The 23,986-nt window shown below is 72.5% G+C and carries 16 protein-coding genes; all 16 read left to right on the plus strand.

Going from position 1 to position 23,986, the window contains the following annotated elements:
- Positions 1 to 42 precede the first annotated feature (42 nt).
- Positions 43 to 2,496, plus strand: coding sequence for a polysaccharide lyase 8 family protein (locus ACFQ79_RS09070; RefSeq protein WP_383580527.1), 2,454 nt, complete (start codon positions 43 to 45; stop codon positions 2,494 to 2,496).
- A gap of 126 nt (positions 2,497 to 2,622) precedes the next feature.
- Positions 2,623 to 3,408, plus strand: a complete 786-nt coding sequence (locus ACFQ79_RS09075) for a heparin lyase I family protein (protein WP_383580529.1) — start codon at positions 2,623 to 2,625, stop codon at positions 3,406 to 3,408.
- Positions 3,409 to 3,983: 575 nt separating this feature from the next.
- Positions 3,984 to 5,462, plus strand: a complete 1,479-nt coding sequence (locus tag ACFQ79_RS09080; protein WP_383580532.1) for a sugar transferase — start codon at positions 3,984 to 3,986, stop codon at positions 5,460 to 5,462.
- Positions 5,463 to 5,535: 73 nt separating this feature from the next.
- On the plus strand, positions 5,536 to 6,852 hold the full coding sequence (locus tag ACFQ79_RS09085) for a nucleotide sugar dehydrogenase (protein WP_383580534.1): 1,317 nt from the start codon (positions 5,536 to 5,538) through the stop codon (positions 6,850 to 6,852).
- A 1-nt stretch (position 6,853) separates the two neighbouring features.
- Complete coding sequence (locus ACFQ79_RS09090; protein ID WP_383580536.1) at positions 6,854 to 8,107, plus strand: glycosyltransferase family 4 protein; 1,254 nt, start codon at positions 6,854 to 6,856, stop codon at positions 8,105 to 8,107.
- Entirely contained in the window at positions 8,104 to 9,498 is a 1,395-nt protein-coding gene (locus tag ACFQ79_RS09095) for a polysaccharide biosynthesis protein (protein WP_383580539.1), read from the plus strand. Before ACFQ79_RS09090 ends, ACFQ79_RS09095 begins: the two co-directional genes overlap by 4 nt.
- Positions 9,495 to 11,018, plus strand: a complete 1,524-nt coding sequence (locus ACFQ79_RS09100; protein WP_383580542.1) for a Wzz/FepE/Etk N-terminal domain-containing protein — start codon at positions 9,495 to 9,497, stop codon at positions 11,016 to 11,018. The genes ACFQ79_RS09095 and ACFQ79_RS09100 overlap by 4 nt, the downstream gene beginning before the upstream one ends.
- Before the next feature lie 3 nt (positions 11,019 to 11,021).
- Positions 11,022 to 12,956, plus strand: coding sequence for an asparagine synthase (glutamine-hydrolyzing) (gene asnB / locus ACFQ79_RS09105; protein ID WP_383580545.1), 1,935 nt, complete (start codon positions 11,022 to 11,024; stop codon positions 12,954 to 12,956).
- Positions 12,957 to 12,972: 16 nt separating this feature from the next.
- Positions 12,973 to 15,153, plus strand: coding sequence for a bi-domain-containing oxidoreductase (locus ACFQ79_RS09110; protein ID WP_383580547.1), 2,181 nt, complete (start codon positions 12,973 to 12,975; stop codon positions 15,151 to 15,153).
- Positions 15,150 to 17,111, plus strand: a complete 1,962-nt coding sequence (locus ACFQ79_RS09115) for an alginate lyase family protein (protein WP_383580550.1) — start codon at positions 15,150 to 15,152, stop codon at positions 17,109 to 17,111. The genes ACFQ79_RS09110 and ACFQ79_RS09115 overlap by 4 nt, the downstream gene beginning before the upstream one ends.
- Positions 17,112 to 17,119: 8 nt before the next feature.
- Positions 17,120 to 18,721, plus strand: coding sequence for a right-handed parallel beta-helix repeat-containing protein (locus ACFQ79_RS09120; RefSeq protein ID WP_383580553.1), 1,602 nt, complete (start codon positions 17,120 to 17,122; stop codon positions 18,719 to 18,721).
- Between the two features lies 1 nt (position 18,722).
- Complete coding sequence (locus ACFQ79_RS09125; RefSeq protein WP_383580556.1) at positions 18,723 to 20,015, plus strand: O-antigen ligase domain-containing protein; 1,293 nt, start codon at positions 18,723 to 18,725, stop codon at positions 20,013 to 20,015.
- Between the two features lie 7 nt (positions 20,016 to 20,022).
- A complete protein-coding gene (locus tag ACFQ79_RS09130) occupies positions 20,023 to 21,303 on the plus strand; it encodes a glycosyltransferase family 4 protein (RefSeq protein WP_383580558.1) in 1,281 nt (426 codons plus the stop codon).
- Positions 21,300 to 22,535, plus strand: a complete 1,236-nt coding sequence (locus ACFQ79_RS09135) for a class I SAM-dependent methyltransferase (protein WP_383580561.1) — start codon at positions 21,300 to 21,302, stop codon at positions 22,533 to 22,535. The genes ACFQ79_RS09130 and ACFQ79_RS09135 overlap by 4 nt, the downstream gene beginning before the upstream one ends.
- Positions 22,532 to 23,341, plus strand: coding sequence for a glucose-1-phosphate cytidylyltransferase (locus tag ACFQ79_RS09140; RefSeq protein ID WP_383580563.1), 810 nt, complete (start codon positions 22,532 to 22,534; stop codon positions 23,339 to 23,341). The genes ACFQ79_RS09135 and ACFQ79_RS09140 overlap by 4 nt, the downstream gene beginning before the upstream one ends.
- The gene (locus ACFQ79_RS09145; protein ID WP_383580565.1) at positions 23,338 to 23,985 is read left to right on the plus strand and encodes a PIG-L deacetylase family protein; all 648 of its coding nucleotides are present in this window, start codon (positions 23,338 to 23,340) and stop codon (positions 23,983 to 23,985) included. Before ACFQ79_RS09140 ends, ACFQ79_RS09145 begins: the two co-directional genes overlap by 4 nt.
- The last annotated feature ends 1 nt before the right edge of the window (position 23,986 follow it).

The following is a 23,986-nucleotide window of genomic DNA, read 5'->3' on the forward strand; positions in this document are numbered from 1 at the left end:
CGCCGAGGCAACGACGCGCTCCTCCCGTAAAGGTCGTCTCCCATGCCATCTCCCTGGCCTCGCCGCACCTTCCTCCACGCCGCCGGCGGGGGCGCGCTCGCCCTCGGACTCGGCGGGACCCTCGCCCACCCGTCCGGCGCCGCCGAAGTCCCCGGGCTCGCAGGGGCGTTCACCTCCACGTCCGCCGCGGAGGCCGACGCGGAGTTCGACGCGCTGCGCGGCAAGTGGCGCGACCTCATCCTCGGTACGGGCTTCAGCCCGACGGCGGAACCGTTCCGGAGCATCCTCGGCACCCTCGGCACGACCGCGGCCGGCTACCTGGCGACCATGGCCCCGGCGAGCGGCTCGCTCTGGCCCGGCCGCTCCTGGGCCGACCCGGAGCCCGACCTCGACGCCGAGTCGTACGCCTTCTCCGCGACCATGAACGACAGTTACAACCGGCTGCGGACCATGGCCGAGGCGTACTCCCAGCCGGGCACCGGACTGACCGGGGACACCGGACTCCGGGACGCCGTCCTCACCGGCCTCGACCACCTCCACTCCGAGGTCTACAACGAGCGCACGACGCGCTACGGCAACTGGTACAACTGGCAGATCGGCGCCCCTCAGGCACTGATGGACACCTGCGTGCTGATGTACGACCACCTGTCGCCGACCCGGATCGCCGACTACTGCCGGGCCGTGGACGCGTTCGTGCCGGATGCGGTCTTCGCCTCGTACACCGGGACCAGCACCGGGGCCAACCGGGTCGACCTGTGCCGCGGCGTCGTCCTGCGCGGCATCGTCGGCAAGGACCCGGCGAAGATCACGCTGGCGTCGCGGGCGCTGGCCCCCGTCTTCCCGTACGTCACCTCGGGCGACGGTTTCTACGACGACGGATCGTTCGTCCAGCACCGCAACGTCCCCTACATCGGCGGCTACGGCGCGGTGCTGCACGACGGCGTTGGCCGGCTGCTCGCCCTGCTGCGCGGATCGAGCTGGGAGGTGACGGGCCCGGACACACAGCTCTTCCTCGACACGATCGAGAAGGCCGTCGCACCCTTCATCTACAACGGCCTGATCATGGACAACGTCAGCAGCCGGGGCATCAGCCGGATCGGCACCGACGAGCACCAGCGCGCCCACGGCCTGATGGCGACCATCCTGCTGGTCGGCCAGGGGGCCGGCCCCGAGGAGAACGCCCGCTGGCGGGCGATGGTCAAGGGCTGGCTGCGGCGCGACTACTACTACCCGGCGCTCAGGAACCCCGGCCTCAGCCTGATCAGGGCGTCGCTGCTGCAGGCCTTGCAGGACGACGCCTCCGTGAAGGCCGCCCCCGAGCCCGTCGAGCACCGGCTGTTCCCCAACATGGCCCGGGCCACGCACCGGCGCCGCGGCTGGGCGGCCTCCTTCTCCATGGCCTCGAACCGCATCGCCCACTACGAGTTCGGCAACGGCGAACACGCCCGCGGCTACCACACCGGCGCCGGATGGCTCTCCTGGTGGGGCGACGACTTCGGTCTGGAGCAGTACTCGGACGCGTACTGGCCCACCGTCGACCCCTACCGCCTGCCCGGCATCACCGCCTCGCGCAAGCCGCTCGCCGACGGCGAGGGCGGCAACTGGGGGCAGCCGATGCCGGACGCGGCCTGGGTCGGCGGCACGACCGACGGCGAGTACGCCGCCATCGGCCAGCACCTCAAGGGGCTGTCCAGCACCCTGGACGCCAAGAAGTCCTGGTTCTGCCTCGACGACTCCGTCGTCTGCCTCGGCGCCGGCATCACCGCCACGGACGGCCACGCCGTCGAGACGACCGTCGACAACCGCGCCCTCGGCGCCACGGGTGCCCCGGTACTCACGGTGGACGGCCGGCCGCAGCCCGTGACCCAGGGCTGGACGGCCACCTTCGGGGACGCCGAGTGGGCCCACATCGCCGGGCAGGCGGGCTATGTCTTCCCCGGCGGCACCACGCTCGGCGCGGTGCGCGAGGAGCGCACCGGCTCCTGGCGGGACATCAACACCGGCGGCTCCCCCGACCCGGTCACCCGCCGGTACCTGACCCTCTTCACCGACCACGGCGTCGACCCGGCCGGCGGCGACTACGCCTACGTCCTGCTGCCGGGAGCGAGCGCGAGGACCACCGCGCGCCGCGCCCAGGACCGGGGCTGGCTGCGCATCCTCGCCAACTCCGGTACGCAGCAAGGCATCCGCGTGCCGAAGCTGGGCCTCACGGCGGTGAACTTCTGGAGCGCGGGCACCGTCGAGAGGCTCCGGGCGAGCGCCCCCGCCTCCGTCCTCGTCCGGGAGCACCGCAACGGCACGGCGACCCTCGTCGTCTCGGACCCCGCGCGGCAGGCCACCTCACTGGACATCGTCTGGAACCGCAGGGTGACGAAGGTGCTCTCCAAGCCCGCCACGGTCACCAACGCCACGACCGGATCCTCCCTGAAGCTCGCCTTCGGCGACCTCAGCGGGCAAGCCGGCGCACCGCAGAAGGTCACCGTCCGCCTCGGCTGACACCGAGGCGTCCGCCTCGGCTGACACCGAGGCCGGAGGCGCGTGCCCGGGCCGTGCACACCCCCGACACAGCCCGGGCGCGCGCCCCTTGTGACATCCCACCCCTCTCTCCCCCCGGAGGAACGCATGCAGCACGCCGACACCCGAGACGTCCCCCGCGTCTCCCCCTCGGCCACCCCCCGCTCCCCCGCCGGTCGGCAGGCACCGCACCGCCGGCGCCGGTGGCTGCCGGCCGTCACCGCGCTCGCGGCCGTGCTCCCGCTCGCCCTTGCCACCCCCGCGCACGCCGCGGTCGAGTGGGACGGCGACGCGGACAACGGCGGCACCGCCGTGTTCGACGCGGTTCTCTGCGACTCCCCGTCGTACGTCTACCAGCCCGACTGGAACGACGGCCGCGGGAAGATCTTCGGCTTCACCAAGGCGGTGGGTTCCGAGCGGTGCGAGGGACACGGCATCGCCGGCCACACCCTCACGTCCGGCCGGACGTACTGGTTCGGCTGGGAGTCCATGACCAAGACCGGCAACGCCCAGACCGTCTTCCAGTGGAAGTCGTGGGGCACCGGCGCCGAGCACGACCAGAACTACCCGGTGATCATGAAGGTCGAGGACAGCCGTCTGAAGATCTGGTACGTCGCCCCGGGCGAGCAGTGGACACCCATCGGCAACGTCGCCTGGACTCCCGGCACCTGGAACAAGATCGAGCTGGGCATCGACGTCCGCCCCTCCACGAGCGGTTCCGTACTCCTCTACGTGAACGGCCAGTTGGTCGCGGACCACCGGAACGCGCGGACCTGGGACCTCAAGGGCAACGTCCCGCGCTGGGGTTCGTACGGCTCCACCATCACCGGCGTCGAGTCGGTCCACTGGGTCGACGGCCTGAAGATGGGCACGACACGGGCCGACGTCGACTGAAACGTGCGAGCGGGGGCGCGCAGCTCAACAGAGGGGGGCGCGGGGGCACTTAGGCGCGCGCAGGCTAAAGAACAAGCCAAGCATGACCCGACCGGAACCCCAGGATCGGCTCGGAATCGGCGGCGCCGGCAGCCCGCAGTGATCGCGTCGTCACAGGTCACACGGCATGTCCCCGCCGTCAACGCGGTCGCGGGCCGTCACCCTGCGGTGACTTGACCTTCAAAGGTTCAGCACAAATTGCATACATCCCCTCTCCAGGCGGGCCCCGATGCTCTAGATTGACCATGCTTCACAGCTCGGACACCAGGCGACAAAACATGATCTTTCGATCCAGCGTCGGGGACGGCCTTCATCGCCGTCCCCGGTCGCCTGAGTAAGCACGTTCACATGACGTCGCAACACCGGTACGTCATGCGCGGGGTGGGCGGGGACCCACCCCGAAGGTGAGGAACAGCGCGGCGCGGGAGGCGGGGGCCTCCCGAGGGGAGGAGCGGCGCGGGGGGCGGGGGTGCCTCCCGGGGGGAGGAACCGTGTGGAGCCAACACGTCGAGCCCACTGACGCCCTGGGGGGGTCTGTGCAGCAGGGTGAGTTAGTCAGTCCATTTCCATCGGCGCCCGGGCGCCTGGAGAACGGGTCGATCAGCAGGACCACGATCGACTGGGAGCAGCGTTACCGCCGGGCCGTGATCATCAGTGACACCGTGGCCACCGCCTTCGTGGTGGCGGCGATCGGTGGCTTCTTCGGGGTCCGGGACGCGGCCAACTGGCACGAGAAGTGGAGGATCCTGGCCTTCGCCACCGAACTGCTCGTGCTCGGGGCGCTCGCGGTGAGCCGCTCCTGGTCTCCGGCCGTACTCGGCCAGGGCGCCGAGGAGTTCCGCAGGCTGGGACGCTCGCTGTGCACGGCGGCCGTCGTGCTGGCCCTGGTCGGGATCGCCCTGACCTCGCGCAACATCAAACTCTGGATCTTCGTCGCGATACCGGTGATCGCGCTCGTCACCATGACCGAGCGCTATCTGCTCCGCCTCTGGCTGCACAAACAGAGGAAGGAGGGAAGGTGTCTGCGCCCGGTGCTCGCCGCCGGGAGCCCGGCCACCGTGCGCGACCTGATCACCCGGACCCGCAAGTTCCCGCACCTCGGCTGGCGCGTGGAGGCGGTGTGCACGGCGGACAGTCCCGGGCTCGACGTCGACCAGGTCGACGGGGTGCCGGTCGTCGGTGAACTGGCCGACGTCGCGGGCCATGTACGCCGCGACGGCTACCGGGTCGTCGCGGTCACACCCGATCCGCACTGGTCGCCGGACCGGCTGCAGCGGCTGGCCTGGAACCTCGAGGGCAGCGACGCCGAGATGGTCGTGGCCCCGGTGCTCATGGAGGTGGCCGGTCCGCGGCTGCACGTCGACGCGGTGCTCGGCATCCCGCTGCTGCGGGTCAGCATGCCGACCTTCACCGGCGGCCGCCGGGCGGTCAAGGAGGTCGTCGACCGGATGGGCGCGGCGGTCCTGCTGATGCTGTTCGCGCCGCTGATGCTGCTGGTCGCGCTGCTCGTCCTGGTGGACAGCAGGGGTGGAGCGGTCTACCGCCAGCGCAGGGTCGGCAAGGACGGCCGCGAGTTCACCATTCTCAAGTTCCGCACGATGGTCGTCGGGGCCGACGCGGCGCGCGCCGAGCTGGCCCACCGCAACGAGGGCGCAGGCCTGCTGTTCAAGATGCGCCGCGACCCGCGGGTGACCCGGGTGGGAACGGTGCTGCGCCGGTACTCGCTCGACGAACTGCCGCAGCTCTTCAACGTGCTCACCGGCTCCATGTCGCTGGTCGGCCCGCGGCCTCCGCTGCCGGAGGAGTCCGCCGCGTACGGCCCGGACATCCGGCGGCGGCTGCTCGTGAAGCCCGGGCTCACCGGCCTGTGGCAGATCAGCGGGCGCAGCGACCTGTCGTGGGAGGAGGCGGTCCGGCTGGATCTCCGGTACGTGGAGGACTGGTCGCTCGCCCTGGACACGGTGATCTTGTGGAAGACGCTGCGTGCGGTGATCCACGGCAAGGGGGCCTACTGATGCGCGGGGGACGTCGTCCGGTGGGCTCGGGGACGGCAGGCCACAAGGGCCTGCCCAGGGGGAGGAACAGGGCATGAGAGTCAGCGTTTTCGGGCTCGGCTACGTGGGCTGCGTGTCGGCCGCGTGCCTGGCCAGCCTCGGTCACGAGGTCATCGGAGTGGACGTGAACCAGGTGAAGGTCGACCTGGTCAACGACGGCAAGGCCCCCGTGGTCGAGGAGCGGATCGGCGAGCTCATCGCCGACGTCGTGCGGGCCGGCACGTTGCGCGCCACCCGGGACGTCCACGAGGCGATCATGAACAGCGACGTGTCGCTGATCTGCGTGGGCACGCCGTCGGAGCCCAACGGCAGCCTGTGCACCACGTACCTGGAGCGGGTCACCGAGGAGATCGGGGCCGCGGTGGCCGAGCGGGGCGGGCGGCAGACCGTCGTGTTCCGCAGCACGATGCTGCCCGGCACGTGCCTGAACCTCCTCGTACCGATCCTGGAGAAGTTCGCCGGCGGCACGGCCGGAGTGGACTTCGGGGTCGCGGTCAACCCGGAGTTCCTGCGCGAGGGCACGAGCGTGCGGGACTTCTTCGACCCGCCCAAGACCGTCATCGGCGAGCTCGACCCGGCGAGCGGCGACGTCGTGGCGGCGCTGTACGACGGACTGCCCGGCGAGGTGTTCCGGGTCCCGGTCCCGACGGCCGAGGCGATCAAGTACGCGGACAACGCGTTCCACGGCCTCAAGATCGGCTTCGCGAACGAACTGGGCGCCGTGTGCCAGGCGCTCGGGGTGGACTCGCACCAGGTGATGGACGTGTTCCTCGCCGACCGCAAGCTCAACATCAGCCCCGCCTACCTGCGGCCCGGCTTCGCCTTCGGCGGCTCCTGCCTGCCCAAGGACCTGCGCAGCCTGGTCCACGCGGCGCAGCGGCACGACGTCTCGGTGCCGATCCTCGCCCATGTGCTGCCCTCCAACGCCGACCATCTGCAGCGCGCGGTGGAGCTGGTCGAGCGCACCGGCAAACGGCGGGTGGGCATGTTCGGCCTCTCCTTCAAACCGGGGACCGACGACCTCCGCGAGAGCCCGCTCGTCGAGCTGGCGGAGCGGCTCTTCGGCAAGGGGTACGACCTGCGGATCTACGACCCCAACGTGAACCTCTCCCGGCTGCTCGGCGCGAACCGCGAGTACATCGAGACCCGGCTGCCGCACCTCGCGCAGCTCCTCGCGGACTCCGTCGACGAGGTGCTCGACCATGCAGAGGTGTGCCTGGTCGGGACCGGGGATCCGGCCGTACTGTCGGCGCTGCCCCATGGCGACGGCCCGGTGATCGTCGATCTCATCCACCTTCCCGACGCCGACGCGCGCCGGGCCGAACCGGGGTACGTGGGCCTTGCTTGGTGACATGACCGGGGGCGACGGGCCGGCTCGGCGCGCGCTCGTCCTCGTGGAGAACCTGTCGGTGCCGTTCGACCGGCGGGTGTGGCAGGAGTGCACGACCCTGCGCGACGCGGGCTGGGAGGTGCACGTCATCTGCCCCCGCGGTGAGAAGCGGGACACGGAGGCGGAGGCGGTGATCGACGGGGTGCGGATCCACCGCTACCCCCTGCGCGCCGCCACCGGTGGTCCGGCCGGCTATCTGCGGGAGTACGGGACGGCGTTGTGGCACACGCTCCGGCTGGCCCGTGAGGTCGGTCCGGTCGACGTGGTCCACGCCTGCAATCCGCCGGACCTGCTGTTCCTGCCGGCCCGGTGGCTCAAGCGGCGCGGGGCGCGGTTCGTCTTCGACCAGCACGACCTGGTGCCCGAGCTGTACCTCTCGCGGTTCGACCGCGGCGAGGACCTGCTCTACCGCGCCGTGTGCGCGCTGGAACGGATGACCTACCGGGCCGCGGACGTCGTGCTCGCCACGAACGAGAGCTATCGGGACGTCGCGCTGCGCCGCGGCGGCCGACGCCCCGAGGACGTCTTCGTGGTGCGCAGCGCGCCCGACATCGACCGGTTCCACCCGGTGCCGCCCGAGCCGGAGCTGAAGCGCGGCAAGCCCCATCTGCTGTGCTACCTCGGCGTCATGGGGCCGCAGGACGGCGTCGACTACGCCCTGCGGGCCCTCGCGAAGCTGCGCGACGAGCTCGGGCGGACCGACTGGCACGCGGTGTTCGTCGGTGCCGGCGACGCCTTCGACGCGATGGTCGAGCTGTCCCGGCAGCTCGGACTCTCGGAGCAGGTGCAGTTCACCGGCCGCATCCCGGACGCCGACCTGGTGCGCTACCTGTCCACCGCGGACGTGTGCCTCTCGCCCGATCCGCGCAATCCGCTCAACGACGTGTCGACCATGAACAAGGTCCTCGAGTACATGGTGATGGGCCGGCCGATCGTCTCGTTCGACCTCCGGGAGGCGCGGGTCTCCGCCGGTGACGCCGCCGTGTACGCGCCCGCCAACGACGAGGGCGCGTTCGCCGGGCTCGTCGCCCGGCTCCTCGACGATCCGGAGGAGCGCGCCCGGATGGGCAAGATCGGCCAGGAACGCATCAGCGGGCAGCTCGCCTGGCGGCACTCGCAGGAGTCGCTGCTGGCCGCCTACGCCGCCGCCTGCCGTGACCACACCCCCGTGTCGGAGAACGGCCCGGTCCGGACGGGGAGAAGGCCGCGCCGTTGAGCGATGACACCATACGTCTGGTCACGATCGGACGGATCTTCCGTCGGCGTGGGCGGCTTCTCACCATCCTGGCCCTGGTGGGAGCGCTCGTCGGCTACGGCGCCTCCCTGCTGATTCCGCCGCGCTACACGACGTCGGCATCGGTGCTGCTGCCCGGGGCGTGGGAGGAGCGCGAACTGCTGACCCAGGCGGAGATCGCGACCAGTTCGGTGGTGGTCGACCGCGCGGCCGCCGCGCTCGGCTGGGCCGGGGTCGACGGCATGGAACTGCGGGACCGGGTGACCGCCAAGGCCGCCGACGGGAACATCGTCAAGATCTCGGGCACGGCCGACACACCGGAGCGCGCGCAGCGCCTGTCCGACACGGTCGCCAGGGAGTTCGTCACCTTCGCCGCGCAGATCATGGGCGACACCGCCGACCCCGAGGCGGCGGCGCAGCCCGAGGCACTGCGGCAGTTGGTGATGAAGACCACCCGCCGCATCAACGAACTGGCCGACGAGGCCGGTCCGGGGCAGAGCGTGGAGAGCGTGCAGACCCGTACCGAGCTCGCGAAGCTGCGCACCTCTCTGCAGGAAGCCGTGGACAAACTGGACAAGGCCGACCCGGAGACCGACCGGCCGGACATGGTCGTCATGGGCCCGGCGGCCCGGCCGGCCGGCGAGGCGCCGCCGACGAGGACGCAGCTCATCGCCGGCGGGGCGCTGCTGTTCGTGCTGTTCGCCGTCATCGGTCATCTCGCCGCCGCGCGGGTGGGTCGCCGGCCGCGCACGGGGGCGGACATCAGCGCGGTACTGGGCTCGACCCTGCTCGGCGCCGTCGACGTGCCGGGCCAGCGGGCCGCGCACCGGCCGAAGGGCGGCCCCCGGGCCCTGTTCCGCCGGCTGCTCGGCCTCGACGTCCGCTGGGACATCCCGTCCCCGGGGGCCTCAGGCGACGACGAGAGCAGGCTGATCCGCTACCGGCGGGTGTGCGCCCGACTCAGGGACCGGCTGCCGGCCCCCCGGCGGCTTCTCGTCGTCGTCCCGGACGGCGACGCGATCGCCCGCCGGGCCGCCGAGCAGCTCGTCACGGAGGCCGGGAACGACACCTCTCCTGACTCCTCGGGCAGCGGACTCCTCGTGCTGCACGTCGTGGAGGTCCCGGTGTCCCGTCCGATGGTGCCGGACCGCGCGGGCGAGTCCGGTGCCGTGATCGTGGTCAGCGCGGGCAGCTGGACCGCGGGGGAACTCTCCGGAATCGCCGAGGCCTGTGCCGACGCCGGGCACGAGGTCGTCGGCACCGTCCTCGCCGGCACGGTCTGGGCCCGTCCGGCGCGCTCCTCCGGGCGCTCGCGCCGCGTCACCACGCCGGTGCTCGCGGTCGGCGGCGACACGGCCGGGGGTGCGAAGTGACGACGCGTACGACGCAGGAGCCCTCGGCCACCGCTCCCCTGCTCGACCTCCAGGTCCTGGTGGTGGCGGTCCGCAGGCGACGCCGCCTCTGGGGCTCCCTGACCCTGATCGGGCTGCTCCTGGGCGTGGCGATGGCCGTGCTGATGCCGCCGCCGCCGACCGCGACGACCAAGCTCCTGGTCGCCCATCAGGAGGACCAGCCGAACGACCCCGGAACCCTGATCCGGACCGACGCCGCGCTGCTGCAGACCACACGGATCGCCGACCAGGCACTCCGGTCCCTCGGCTCCCGGGAGAAGCCCGAGGAGTTCATGAAGGACTACGAGGGCGTCGGCCTGACCAACAACCTGCTGCGGATCGATGTGTCGGGCGACAGCGACGCGGAGGCCGTGGCCCGCGCCCAGGCGCTCGCCGACGCGTTCGTCGCCGACCACGTCCGGCGCATAAGGGAGGCGGCGAACGCGGAGTCCAAGGCCCTGCTCGACCAGCGTGACCGGCTGCGGACGGACCTCGCCCAGGTCGACAAGGCCATCGGGGAGGGATCGTCGGAGAGCGGACCGAAGGTGTCGGCCGACATGGAGTCGCTCTTCGCACGCCGGGCCGAACTCACCTCGCAGATATCCGACTTCGGCCGGCGCGCCGCGGAGGCGCGGATCGGCACGCCCCGGCTCGTCTCCGGCACCCAGATCGTGGACGCACCGCGCGCGGTGCGGCACTCCCTGCCCAGGACCGCCGCCACCAACGCCGCGATCGGGCTCGCCCTGGGGCTCGCCCTCGGGCTCGCGGTGGCCGCGGTCGGCGCGGTGGTGGCGGACCGCCCCGTGCTGCGCCGCGAGATCGCGGCGCACCTCGGCGCCTCCGTCATCGCCGAACTGCCCCACCGCTCACCCCGGTTGTGGCACCGCCGCCGGGTCCGGGCGGCCCGGACGAGGCTCACCGCCTCCCTGGCGCGCACCGTGCGCGGCTCCGCGGGACCGGTGTCCCTGCTGGAACTGGGCTCCGCGCGCGCCACCACCGGGATCGCCCTGGAACTCGCCGGGGCGCTCGCGGCGGACGGGCCCGTCGCCGTCATCGACGGCCTGCCCGGCCTGCCGCTCACCCACCGCCGCCCGAAGCCGGGAGACCCCACCGTGGTCAGCGCCGAGGGGGCCGCGTCCGTCCCGCACCAGCAGCGCCGGCTCGGCGTCGGTTCGGTGGCACCCGGTACGGCGTGGACCGATCTCCAGCACCTCGGCACCCGGACGGTCCTCGTCGTACGCGCCGGGCACGGCAGTACCGCGTGGCTGCACACGGTGGCGCGGCACCTCGCGGACCAACGCATCGAGATGGTCGGTGTGGTGCTGATCGACCCCGATCCGGCCGACCGGACCGACGGCACGCTGTGGGAGGGGACGCACGCGGCGCCACGCGGTGAGGGCGAGCGGCCGGCCCGGCGGAACGGGACGGGCCGGCGACGGGCGGAGCGGCTGCCGATGTGGGCGGCACGGGTTCCGGACAGCGACGACCAGGGGGAGCGGTAGGACATGTGTGGCATCGCAGGCACGTACCGGTGGCCGGAGGGGAAGGTCGTGACCGACCGGCTCACCGACACCCTCGCCCACCGCGGCCCGGACGGGGCGGGCCGGTACAGCCATCGCGCCGGTGACGGCGAGGTGCACCTCGGGCACCGCCGACTGGCGATCATGGACCTGTCGGAGACCGGCGCCCAGCCGATGGTCTCGGACGGCCTCGTCCTGACGTACAACGGCGAGCTGTACAACGCGCCCGAGCTGCGGGCCGAGCTGGCGGCCGGCGGGGTGCGCTTCCGCGGTACGTCCGACACGGAGGTGCTGCTCGAGGCGTGGCGGCGCTGGGGCACGGACTGTCTGCCCCGGCTGCGCGGCATGTTCGCGTTCGGGATCTTCGACGAGCGCACCGGGGAGCTGGTGCTCGTCCGCGACCAGCTCGGCATCAAGCCGCTCTTCCTGCTCCGGCGCGGAGAGGGGCTGGTGTTCGCCTCCGAGCTGAAGGCGCTGGCGGCCGCCACCGGCGGATCGCTCGAGGTGGACGACGCGGCGCTGGTGGCCTCGCTGCTGTACTACTGGGTGCCGGACTCGCGGTGCGCGTTCCGCGAGGCGGAGAAGCTGCCGCCGGGCAGCTGGCTCCGGTTCCGGCCCGACGGCCGGGTGGATCGCGGCCGGTTCTGGCACCTCCGGGACGTCGCCGCCGAGGGCCGGGAGCGCGCCCTGAGCGGCGAGCTGCCGGACATCGCCGCGATCGTCGAGGAGTCGACCCGGCGCCATCTGCTCTCCGACGTCCCCGTGGCGACGTTCCTGTCCGGCGGTCTCGACTCCAGCTATCTGACCGCGCTCGCGGCCCGCGACCGGCCCGGGATCTCCGCCTACACGATCGGGTTCCGCGCCGAGGACGCCCGGTTCGAGGCGATGCCGGACGACCTGCGCTACGCCCGTCAGGTGGCCGAGCGGTTCGGCGTCGACCTGCACGAGATCGAGATCGCTCCGGACGTGCTCGATCTGCTGCCGCGGATGACGTACCACCTGGACGAGCCGATCGGCGACCCCGCCGCGATCAACACCTTCCTGATCTGCTCGGCCGCCCGGGAGGCCGGGGTCAAGGTGATGCTCTCGGGAATGGGCGCCGACGAGCTGTTCGCCGGGTACCGCAAGCACCTGGCCAACCTGATCGCGCTGCGCTACCAGCGCGTCCCGGGCCCGCTGCGGCGCGGCCTGTCCGCGGCGGTGGACCGGCTGCCGGTCGCCTCGGCCCGCCGGGGCTACCGGTCGGTGCGCTTCGCGAAGCGGTTCCTCTCCTTCGCCGACCTGCCGGAGGAGACGGCGTTCCGGCGCAGCTACACCATGTACGACCAGGACGAGCTGCTCGCCCTGGTCAATCCGGACCTGGCCGGGACGGTCGGGGACGTGCTGACCGAGCACGCGGACGTCTACGAGGACAACGCACTCGACGACTTCGTCAACCGCATGTGCCTGGGCGACGCCCGGATGTTCCTGCCGGGCCTGAACCTCGCGTACACGGACCGGTCGAGCATGGCCGCGTCGACCGAGGTGCGGGTGCCGTACGTGGACGTCGAGGTGGTCAGGGCGGCGTTCGCCGTGCCGGGCGATCGCAAGATCGTCGGCCGGCAGGGCAAGGCCGTCCTCAAGGAGGCGGCCACCTCGATCCTGCCGAGGGAGATCGTGTACCGGCCCAAGGGCCTGTTCAGCGCCCCGCTGCGCGCCTGGATGAGCCGGGACCTGGCACCGCTGGTGCGCGAGGTGGTGAACGACGGGGTGCTCGTGCGGAACGGCTTCCTGCGCCGCGACGCGCTGGCGCGGATGGTCGCCGAGGACGCGGCCGGGCAGCGGGACTTCTCCAAGCATCTCTGGCATGTGCTGACCCTCGAGTACTGGTATCGCGGCGCGACCTCCGGGTCCGGCCGGGATACGCACGAGAAGGCTTAGAAACAAGGGGACTTCGGTGAAACAGGTTGTACAGAACTACAAGACCGGCGAGCTCGCGGTGCTCGACGTGCCGGTGCCGGGGTGCAAGCCGGGCGGTGTGCTCGTCCGCACCTCGTACTCGCTGATATCGACCGGGACCGAGCTCATGAAGGTCTCCGAGGCCGGCATGTCGATGCTGGGCAAGGCCCGTTCCCGGCCGGACCAGGTGGCCAAGGTCATGCAGAGCGTGGCCACCAACGGGATTCCCGCCACCTATCAGAAGGTGATGGGCAAGCTGGACTCCTACACCCCGCTGGGCTACTCGCTGTGCGGGGTGGTCGAGCAGGTCGGCCCAGGCGTCGACGACGTGAAGGTCGGGGACGTCGTGGCCTGCGCCGGCAACGAGCACGCCCTGCACGCCGAGCTGAACTGGGTGCCGAAGAACCTCTACGCCAGGGTGCCGGACGGCCTCGCGCCGCGGCACGCGGCGTTCGGCACCGTCGGCTCGATCGCGATGCAGGGCGTCCGGCAGGGCGAGCCGCAGCTCGGCGAGGTGGCGCTCGTCATCGGACTCGGACTGATCGGGCAACTGGTCGTGCAGCTCCTCACCGCCGCGGGCGTCCGCGTCGTCGGGGCCGACCCCGACCCGGCGCGCTGCGAGCTCGCCGAGCGCCTGGGCGCCGTGGCCTGCGGCGATCCCGCGTCCACGGCCGTGGAGGCCGCCGCCGCCGAACTCACCGACGGCCACGGCGTGGACCAGGTGTACCTGGCCGCCGGCGGCGGCAGCAACCAGCCCGTCGAGCTGGCCGCCCGGCTGTGCCGTGACCGCGGCCGGGTGGTCGACATCGGCAAGTGCCGCCTGGACCTGCCGTGGAACGCGTACTACGAGAAGGAGCTGGACGTCCGCTTCTCCCGCTCGTACGGCCCCGGGCGCTACGACCCGGCGTACGAGCTCGAGGGGCGGGACTACCCGATCGGCTACGTCCGGTGGACCGAGCGCCGCAACCTGGCGTGCTTCCTCGATCTCATGGCCCGCGGCCGGGTCGACGTGGAGCCCCTCGTGTCGCACGTCGCCGACTTCGACGACGCCGTCGACACGTACCGGCGGCTGAAGGACGGCGACCTGAAGGCCGTGGCGGTGCTGTTCCGCTACCCCGAGGAGAAGGCCGGGGCACCGGCCCCGACGGTGGCCGTGCCCGCGGTACGGCGCGGCGGCGCGGCTCCCGCCCCGGCCCGGCCGGCCAACGGCCCGGTGCGCCTCGCGTTCGTCGGCGCCGGGAACTACGCGACGTCGATGCTGCTGCCCCACCTGGTCGGGCGCGACGGCGTCGAGCTGTCCACCGTCGTCACCACGACGGCGCTGTCCGCGGCCAACGCGCAGCGGAAGTTCGGCTTCGCCGGGGCGACCACGGATCTCGACGCCGTGCTCGGCGACCCGTCCGTCGACGCGGTGTTCGTCGTCACCCGGCACAGCTCGCACGCCGAACTGACCCGCAAGGCGCTCCTCGCCGGCAAGACGGTGTTCGTGGAGAAGCCGCTCGCCCTCTCCGAGGACGAGCTGGCCGGGGTCCTCGCGGCGGTGGAGGAGTCCGGCAACGACCGGCTCCAGGTGGGCTTCAACCGCCGGTTCGCGCCACTGCTGCTGGAGGCGAAGAGCCGGTTCGGCGTCCGGACCGGTCCGGCGAACCTCCGGTACCTGGTCAACGCGGGCCGGCTGCAGCACGGCAGCTGGTACCTCCAGCAGGGCACCGAGGGCTCGCGGTTCGCCGGTGAGGGCGGACACTTCATCGACACGGCGAGCTGGCTGCTCGGGGCCGACCCGGTCTCGGTGTACGCGGTCTCCACGTCCGGCAACGACGATCTGCAGGTCGTGCTGCGCTACCCGGACGGGTCCACCGCCACCATCAGCTACGTCACCACCGGGCCGTCCAGCTTCCCCAAGGAGACGCTGGACCTCGTCGCGGACGGCAAGGTGCTGCGGCTCGACGACTTCGTCCGCGCCTCGGTCTACGGAACCAAGCGCTGGGTCAGCTCCCGGCTGCCGCAGGCCCGGGACAAGGGGCAGAACGCCGAACTGGCCGCGTTCGTCAGGGCGGTGCGGACCGGCGGGCCGATGCCGGTGCCGCTGGAGTCGCTGGTCGCGACCACGGCGGCCACCCTCGCCGTGCGGGCCGGTCTGGCCGGCGGTGCGCCGGTGACCCTGGCGGGGGCTCGATGAGCATGAGCGCGGGCTGGTACCTCCGGCGCCTGTCCCGGATGGGACCGCAGGAGGTCGGCGGCCGGGTGGGCGACACGGTGCGCAGGCGGCGCTGGCGGTCGGCGCTGCCGGACGCGCCGAGCGTGACCGGCGCCCGTTTCACCGCCGTCCTGCCCGCCGGGGCGATCGCCGCGGTGCCGCCGGACGCGGCGAAGCGGCTCGTCGCCGAGGCGGACCGGCTGATGGCCGGGCACGCCGAGTACTTCGGGGTGCACCGCGACGACCTGACCGACCCGGACTGGTGGTACGACCCGAAGACCGGGCGCCGCGCTCCGTGGGGGTACGCCTTCGACGTGCCGTACCGGAAGGAGGAGACGGTCGGGGACATCAAGCAGATCTGGGAGCTGTCCCGGCACCAGTACCTCACCGTGCTCGCCGCCGCCTACGCGGTCACCGGGGACGAGCGGTACGCCGAGCGGGTGGCCCGGCATCTGCGCCTGTGGTGGGCGGCCAACGCGCCGCTGCGCGGGGTGCACTGGATCAGCGGCATCGAGCTGGGGATCCGGCTGCTGTCCTGGGTGTGGATCCGGCGGCTGCTCGACGGCTGGCCGGGCGCGGCCGCGCTGTTCGAGGACAACCCGGTGGCGCGGAAGCAGATCTGGCACCACCAGCGCTGGCTCGCCGCCTTCCCCAGCCGGGGGTCCTCGGCGAACAACCACATCATCGCCGAGGCCGCCGGGCAGCTCGCCGCGGCCTGCGCGTTCGGGTGGTTCCCCTCGTCGGCGGGCTGGCGGGCCGACGCGATGCGGTCCCTCGACCGGCATCTGCGGAGCAACACCTTCGGCTCCGGCCTCAACCGCGAGCTGGCCACCGAGTACCACGGGCTCGTGCTCGAACTCGGCCTGGCCGCGGTGGCCGAGGCCGATGCCGCGGGTGTGGCGGTTCCGGCCACGACCCGGCTGGTGCTGCTGCGGATGACCGACGCGCTGGCCGCGGTCGTGGACGGCCGGTTACGGCCCCCGCGTCAGGGCGACGCCGACGACGGGCACGGTCTGATCGTGGACGGCGCGGGCACCGACCGGTGGGCCTCGCTGCTCGCCACCGGGGACGCCGTGTTCGGCCGCCTCGACTGGTGGCCGGAGGTGACCGGCACCGATGTGCGCACCCCGCTGCTCGCCGCGCTCGTCCGGCCGTACGCGAAGACGGGACCGGCGGTGACCCGCCCGGCGAGCCGGCCGGCGCACTTCGCCGACGCGGGCATGACGATCCTGCGCGGTCCCGAGGAGATCTGGTGCCGCTGCGACGGCGGTCCGCACGGGTTCCTGTCGATCGCCGCGCACGCCCACGCGGACGCGCTCTCCGTGGAGGTCCGGCACGACGGGGTCGACGTGCTCGCCGACCCGGGGACGTTCTGCTATCACGGGCAGCCCGAGTGGCGGCAGTACTTCCGGTCGACCCTCGGCCACAACACCCTGCAGTGGGACGGAGGTGACCAGTCCGTCTCGGGCGGCCCGTTCCTGTGGACCCGGCACGCCCGCACCCGCGTCCTGGTCGCGGACCCGTCCTTCGCCACCACCGGGGGAACGGCCCGCTGGTGTGCCGAGCACGACGGCTACCAGCGCTCCGTGCACCGCCGCCGGGTGGAACTGACCCCCGCGAGCCGGGAGGTCCGCGTGGTGGACGAGGTGCGCGGCGACCCCGGGGCCGTACGCCTGGCGTTCCACCTGGGTCCGGCGATCTCCGCGGACCTGTCGGGAAGCCGGGCGGTGCTCACCTGGACCCGGGACGGCGAGGACCGCTCGGCGGTGCTCGACCTGCCCGGGGAGCTGTCCTGGCGGGCGCACCGCGGGGAGACCGACCCGCCGCTGGGCTGGTACTCCGCCGGCTTCGGGCGCAAGGAGCCCGCGACCACGCTGGTCGGCACCGGTTTCGCCGACGGCGTGTCCGGGTTCACCACCGTGCTCGGATTCCGCGGCTAGGGGGGCGCGTGGGGATCAGGGGGAGGTACGGGGCGTGGGCGGCCGCACCGCTGGCGGCGGTCCTGCTGCTGACGGCCGGCTGCACGGGCACGCCGGACGCCCCGGCGAGGGCGACGGGCGGAGCCGCCGGTTCCGGGGCGTCCGCCTCGTCCGACGCGTCCGCCTCCCCCCAGGTCTCCGGAGTGTCCGAGGCCCCCGGAGCCCCCTCCGCCGCCCCGGCCCGGGTGTGCGACCGGCCCGCTGCCGGGCCGGTGAAGGCGCCGGCCGGTGCGGTGACGGTCGACCCCGCGGTCGTCGGCGACCTGGCCACGAAGACGGAGAACAGCCCCCCGCACACCACGTTCTGGCTTCGGCCGGGCAGGCACACCCTGGAGTCGGATCCCTATGCCCAGGTCATGGCCAAGGAGGGCAACCGCTACCTCGGCGCGCCGGGCGCGGTGCTCGACGGCCGGAGGATCAACCAGTACGCGTTCAGCGGCACCGCCCCCGACGTCACCATCAGCCATCTGACCGTGGAGCGCTTCATCGCGCCGCACGACGAGGGCGTGGTCAACCACGACATGGCCGACGGGTGGGTGATCGAGCACGCGACCGTCCAGGGCAACTCCGGGGCCGGGCTGATGGCCGGTGCTCGCCAGCGGGTCCGCGCGAGCTGCCTGCGGAACAACGGCCAGTACGGCATGAACGCGTACAAGACCGGCGACTCGATCCGCGGCCTGGTGGTCGAGGGCAACGAGATCACGGGCAACAACACCGACGACTGGGAGCGGCGGCAGCCCGGCTGCGGCTGCACCGGCGGCATCAAGTTCTGGGCCGTGGACGGCGCCGACGTGCGCGGCAACTGGGTGCACCACAACCGCGGAACGGGGTTGTGGGCCGACAACAACAACAACGACTTCCTTATCGAGGACAACCTCCTCGAGTCCAACGACGGTGCCGCACTGATGTACGAGACCAGCTACAACGCGGTCATCCGCAACAACACGATCCGGCGGAACAACTGGGTCGAGGGCCGCGCCTACGCCAAGGGCGGCGACGACTTCCCGTACGCGACCGTCTACGTGTCCGAGGCCGGCGGCGAACCGCGGATCCCGGCCCGCACGGACAGGATCGAGATCTACGGGAACGTCCTGGAGGACAACTGGAACGGGATCACCCTGTGGGAGAACGCCGACCGGTTCTGCAACAGCCCGGCCAACACGTCGACCGGCTACTGCACCCGGCTCGTGAAGGACACCGGCCGCTGTGCGCGCCCGGCGATCGCCACCGAGCCGCTCTACGGCGACTGCCGGTGGAAGACGCAGCGGGTGGACATCCACGGCAACCGTTTCGTCCTCGACCCGTCCGTCGTCGGATGCACGACGGAGTGCGGGCGCATGGCGGTGTTCGCCAACGAGGGCACCTCCCCGGACTGGTCGCCGTACAAGGGCAGGCGGGTGGCCGACGCGATCACCCACCGGCAGCAGAACCGCTGGCACGGCAACGTCTACCGCGGACCGTGGAGCTTCGTCGCCGGCGACGGGAGCCGGACGCTGGACTCCCGGCAGTGGCGGGGCACGCCGTACCGGCAGGACGCGGACAGCGACTTCGGCCCCCGGGCCGGTGGTTGAGATGGACGAGGACCTGAAGCGCGACCGGCTGCCGGACGGAGCGGACACGGCGGGCACCCGGACCGCCGCCGCACCGCGCCCGGTCGGCACTCCGAAGGCCGTCGGAATCGTCTGGGCACTGCTCGGCCTCAACACGCTGGGCTCCGCGGGGGCGAAGACCGTCGTGGCGATCCCCCGCTCCCTCATCCAGATGGCCACGATGGGTGCGCTGGTCGCGGCGTTCGCGCTGGCCCTGGCGCTCAATCCCCGGCTGCGCATCCGGCCCAGCGCCTTCGTGTTCCTGCTCACGCTGCTGCTCGTGCCGAGCCTGATCGCCAGCGTGCAGCTGGAGGTCGAGGTCGGGGCGCTGTTCCGCTGTGCCCGGCTGGCGCTCTTCGTCGGCACGCTGTGGCTGCTCAGCCGCTGGTGGGACGGCAGCCTGACCTTCGTCCGCCACCACATCCGGATGTACTTCGCGGTCCTCGTCCTGGTGGCCGCGGGCCTGGCCGTCTCCCCGGCCACGGCCATGCCCGAGTACTACGGCGGGCGTCTGGTCGGCGCGCTGTGGCCGCTCACCCCGCCGCAGATCGGCCAGTACGCCGCGGTGGTCATCGGGCTCGCCGTGCTGCTCCTGCTCGGCCGCCGGACCACCGGGGCCGGGGCCGCGGTGGTCATCGTGCCGTCCCTCGTCCTGCTCGCGATGACCCACACCCGGACGGCCACGCTCGGCCTGCTCATCGGGCTCGTGCTCGCGATCGGCTCGCTCGTCCTGACGAGCGCCGCGGCCCGCCGGTTCTTCGCCTGGGCGGTGCTGTGCGCCACGGTGGCCGCGGTGGTGTTCAGCTCCGCGCTGCGGGCGTGGTTCCTGCGCGGACAGAGCCAGGAGAACTTCGCCAACCTGACCGGGCGGGCCAAGGTCTGGGACGCGCTCCTCTCGGCGCCCCGGACGACCGGGGAGAGGGTCTTCGGCACGGGCCTGGGCGACAAGTCGTTCGACGGGCTGCCCATCGACAACAGCTGGCTGGCCGTCTACGACGAGCAGGGGCTGGTCGGCGTCACCCTCGTGGCGGCGATCGTCATCGTCCTCGGCGGTGTGGCGCTGCTGCGGCCACCGTCGCTGCCGAGGGCCTGCGCGATCTTCCTGATCGGCTACTGCGGGATCTCCTCGTACACCGAGGTGGGACTCGGCGACGCCTCGGCGTATCTGCTCCATCTGGCCCTGGCCGCCTCGCTCCTCGCGCTCCCCGCCCCGGCCGCGCCCCTCCCGACGCACGACATCCCCCGACGACGTATCCCGCTCTGGGCCAGGAGGTGACCTGAACATGCATGTCCTAGTGGTCCACAACCGCTACTCATCGGCGCAGCCGAGCGGCGAGAACAGGGTCGTCGACGAAGAGGTGGGGCTGCTGCGCGCGGCCGGCCACCGGGTCGACCTGTTCGAGCGGCGCAGCGACGACATCGCCGCCCGCTCCCTGCCGGGCAAGGTGGCGGTGCCGCTGCTCGTGCCGTGGAACCCCTCGGCCCGCGCCGAGCTCACCGCCCGGCTCCGCGCCGACCGGCCGGACGTGGTGCACGTCCACAACGTGTTCCCGCTCCTGTCGCCCTCGGTGCTCGCCGCCTGCGCGGACGCCGGCGTGCCCGTCGTCGCCACGCTGCACAACTACACCCAGGTCTGCCCGCCCGGCACGCTGCACCGGGACGGCCGACAGTGCACCGAGTGCGTCGGGAAGGCGGTGCCGCTGCCCGCCGTCCGGCACGGCTGCTACCGGAACTCCCGGCTCGCGACGGTGCCGCTCGCGGTCAGCCTGTCGGTCAACCGGCGACGGTGGTGGTCCGGCGTGGAGCGGTTCTTCTGCATCTCCGCGGCACAGCGCGACGTCCTCGTGCGGTCCGGCATGCCGGCCGAACGGCTCGCCGTGAAGCACAACTTCGTGCCCGACCCGGGAACCGTGCGGACGGGCGCCGGCGAGCAGCTGCTGTTCCTCGGCCGGCTCGCCGAGGCCAAGGGCGTACGGCTGCTCATGGCGGCATGGGACGAGGTCGCCGCGGACGGCGGTGTGGGCGTGCCCCTGGTGATCGCCGGGGCGGGGCCGCTGCAGCCGGAGGTGACCGCCTGGGCGGCGGGCCGGGACGACGTCCGGTACGCCGGCCTGTGGGACCCGGCGGAGTGCCGGCGGGCCCTCGCGCGGTCCGTGGCCGTGGTGGCTCCTTCGCTGGCCATGGAGACCTTCGGCCTGGTGGTCGCGGAGGCGATGGCGGCGGGGGTCCCGGCCGTCGCCGCCGCGCACGGCGCCTTCGTCGAGCTCGTCGACGACGGGGTGACCGGCCTGCTGCACACGCCGGGCGATCCCGGCTCGCTCGCGTCCCGCCTCCGCCGGATCGCGGCGGAGCCGGACCGCAACCGGGAGATGGGCGAGGCGGCCCGGCGCCGTTACGAGAAGGGGTTCAGCCCGTCCGTGGGTCTTGAGCGCCTCCTGGAGGAGTACCGCACCGCGATCGCGGGGCGGTCGGGCGGCGGGAACAGCGCGCCGCCGGTAGGGAACGAAGAAGCCGGCTCGTCGCGGGGCACCCGCGCGAGCGGAGATGGGGGGCAGAAGACATGACACGATGCCGACTCTGCGGTTCGGCGGCGCTGGCCAGCGTCGTCGATCTGGGGGCGACTCCGCCGTGCGAGAGCTTTCTCGCCGCGGACCGACTGGACCTGCCCGAGCCCGCGTACCCGCTGCACCTGCGGGTCTGCACCGACTGCTGGCTCGCGCAGATCCCGCCGCTGATCACGCCGGAGGAGACGTTCCAGGAGTACGCGTACTTCTCCTCGTACTCGACCTCCTGGGTGGAGCACGCGCGCACGTTCGTCGCCGACGCCGTGCGGCGGGTCGGGCTCGGCCCCGACTCCTTCGTGGTCGAGGTCGCGAGCAATGACGGCTACCTGCTGAAGCACGTGGTGGACCGGGGGATCCGCTGCCTCGGCGTCGAGCCGTCGGTGAACGTCGGCGCCGCGGCGCGGGACGCGGGTGTGCCCACGCTCACCGAGTTCCTGTCCCCGGAGACCGGCTCGGCCGTCCGCGCCGAGCACGGACCGGCGGACCTGGTGGTGGCCAACAACGTGTACGCGCACATCCCCGACGTGGTCGGCTTCACCGAGGGGCTGCGCGCCCTGGTCGCGGACGACGGCTGGGTCTCCATCGAGGTGCAGCACCTGCTGACCCTGATCGAGGAGAACCAGTACGACACGATCTACCACGAGCACTTCCAGTACTACACGGTCGCGTCCGCCGCCCGGGCGCTCGCGAGCGGCGGGCTGACGCTCGTGGACGTCGAGCTGCTGCCCACGCACGGCGGCTCCATCCGGCTGTGGGCACGGCCGTCCGAGGTCGCCGGCGAGCCGAGCGGCCGGGTGGCCGACGTCCTCGACCGGGAGAAGGCCGCCGGGCTCCAGGAGCTGTCCGGGTACGCGGAGTTCTCGGCCCGGGTGGCCAAGGTGCGCCGGGACCTCCTGCGGTTCCTCATCGACGCCGCCGAGCGCGGCGAGACGGTCGTCGGCTACGGCGCCCCGGGCAAGGGCAACACCCTGCTCAACCACTGCGGCATCCGGCCCGACCTGCTGGCCTACACGGTCGACCGCAACCCCTACAAGCACGGCCGGTTCACGCCGGGCACCCGCATCCCGATCCTGCCGCCCGAGCGGATCGCCGCCGACCGGCCGGACTACGTCCTCGTCCTCCCGTGGAACCTGCGGGAGGAGCTGGTCGAGCAGCTGTCCTTCGTGCACGAGTGGGGCGGCCGGCTGGTCTTCCCCATCCCGGAACTGAGCATCGTCGAGGTGAAGGCATGAAGGTCGTCCTGTTCTGCGGCGGTTACGGGATGCGGATGCGCAACGGCACCTCCGACGACGTGCCCAAGCCGATGGCGATGGTCGGCCCGCGCCCGCTGATCTGGCACGTGATGCGCTACTACGCGCACTTCGGACACACCGAGTTCATCCTGTGCCTCGGGTACGGCGCGCACCACATCAAGGACTTCTTCCTCACCTACGAGGAGACGACGTCCAACGACTTCGTTCTGCGGGGCGGGAAGACCGAGCTGCTCTCCACCGACATAGCGGACTGGACGATCACGTTCGCGCAGACCGGCATCGAGTCGCCGATCGGGGAGCGGCTGCGCCGGGTCCGGCACCACCTGGACGGCGACGAGATGTTCCTCGCCAACTACGCCGACGTGCTCACCGACGCCCCGCTGCCGGAGATGATCGACCGGTTCGCGCAGCGCGACGCCGGCGCGTCGATGATGGTGGTGCCGCCGCAGCAGTCGTTCCACTGCGTGGACCTGGGCGAGGACGGCCTGGTCGGGGGCATCACCGCGGTGAGCGACATGCCTCTGTGGGAGAACGGCGGTTACTTCGTGCTCCGCCAGGAGGTCTTCGACCACATACCGGAGAACGGGGACCTGGTCGCCGACGGCTGTGCCCAACTGGCCAAGCGCGGGCGGCTGTCGGCCTTCCAGCACCGCGGCTTCTGGAAGCCGACCGACACCGTGAAGGAGCGGGCGGCGCTCGACGCCGCCTACACCCGGGGCGACCGTCCGTGGGCCGTGTGGGAGCGGGACGGCGTGGGCACCGGCGCGCCGGTGAGGTCCGCGTGATCCGGCTCGGCTCGGGGCGCCTCGACCGGGTCGTCGCGGTGGGGGCGCACTGCGACGACATCGCCATCGGTGCCGGCGGCACGCTGCTCACGATGTGCCTCGCGCGGCCGGGCACACGGGTCGACGCGCTGGTGCTCTCCGGCGGCGGCGGCGAGCGCGAGGAGGAGGAGCGGGCCGCGCTCGCGGCCTTCTGCCCGGGGGCCGATCTGCGGCTGACCGTGCTCAAGCTGCCGGACGGACGGCTTCCCGCGCACTGGGAGGAGGCCAAGTCCGCGGTCGAGGAGCTGCGCGCCCGGACCGAGCCCGACGTGATCCTGGCGCCGCGCACGGACGACGCGCACCAGGACCATCGCGGTCTGGCGCGGCTGCTTCCCACCGCGTTCCGCGACCATCTCGTGCTCGGCTACGAGATCGTCAAGTGGGACGGGGACCTCGGCCGTCCGGCGGCGTACCAGCCGCTGTCGCCGGAGGTCGCGGAGGAGAAGGTGCGGCTGCTGCAGGAGCACTACCCCTCGCAGCGGCACCGTCCCTGGTACGACCGGGAGGCCTTCCTCGGCCTCGCCCGGATCCGCGGTATCGAATGCCACGCGCGGTACGCCGAGGCGTTCGCGGTCACCAAACTCACTCTCGATCTGGGGGAATGAA

It is taken from the genome of Streptomyces sp. NPDC056480 (genome assembly GCF_042795405.1).
GTDB lineage: Bacteria > Actinomycetota > Actinomycetes > Streptomycetales > Streptomycetaceae > Streptomyces.

Excerpts from the sequence above, each read along its gene's own strand:
- ACFQ79_RS09070 (WP_383580527.1), top strand. The coding sequence starts at position 43 with ATGCCATCTCCCTGGCCTCGCCGCACCTTCCTCCACGCCGCCGGCGGG.
- ACFQ79_RS09075 (WP_383580529.1), top strand. The coding sequence starts at position 2,623 with ATGCAGCACGCCGACACCCGAGACGTCCCCCGCGTCTCCCCCTCGGCC.
- ACFQ79_RS09085 (WP_383580534.1), top strand. The coding sequence starts at position 5,536 with ATGAGAGTCAGCGTTTTCGGGCTCGGCTACGTGGGCTGCGTGTCGGCC.
- ACFQ79_RS09090 (WP_383580536.1), top strand. The coding sequence starts at position 6,854 with ATGACCGGGGGCGACGGGCCGGCTCGGCGCGCGCTCGTCCTCGTGGAG.
- asnB (WP_383580545.1), top strand. The coding sequence starts at position 11,022 with ATGTGTGGCATCGCAGGCACGTACCGGTGGCCGGAGGGGAAGGTCGTG.
- ACFQ79_RS09115 (WP_383580550.1), top strand. The coding sequence starts at position 15,150 with ATGAGCATGAGCGCGGGCTGGTACCTCCGGCGCCTGTCCCGGATGGGA.
- ACFQ79_RS09125 (WP_383580556.1), top strand. The coding sequence starts at position 18,723 with ATGGACGAGGACCTGAAGCGCGACCGGCTGCCGGACGGAGCGGACACG.
- ACFQ79_RS09130 (WP_383580558.1), top strand. The coding sequence starts at position 20,023 with ATGCATGTCCTAGTGGTCCACAACCGCTACTCATCGGCGCAGCCGAGC.
- ACFQ79_RS09135 (WP_383580561.1), top strand. The coding sequence starts at position 21,300 with ATGACACGATGCCGACTCTGCGGTTCGGCGGCGCTGGCCAGCGTCGTC.
- ACFQ79_RS09140 (WP_383580563.1), top strand. The coding sequence starts at position 22,532 with ATGAAGGTCGTCCTGTTCTGCGGCGGTTACGGGATGCGGATGCGCAAC.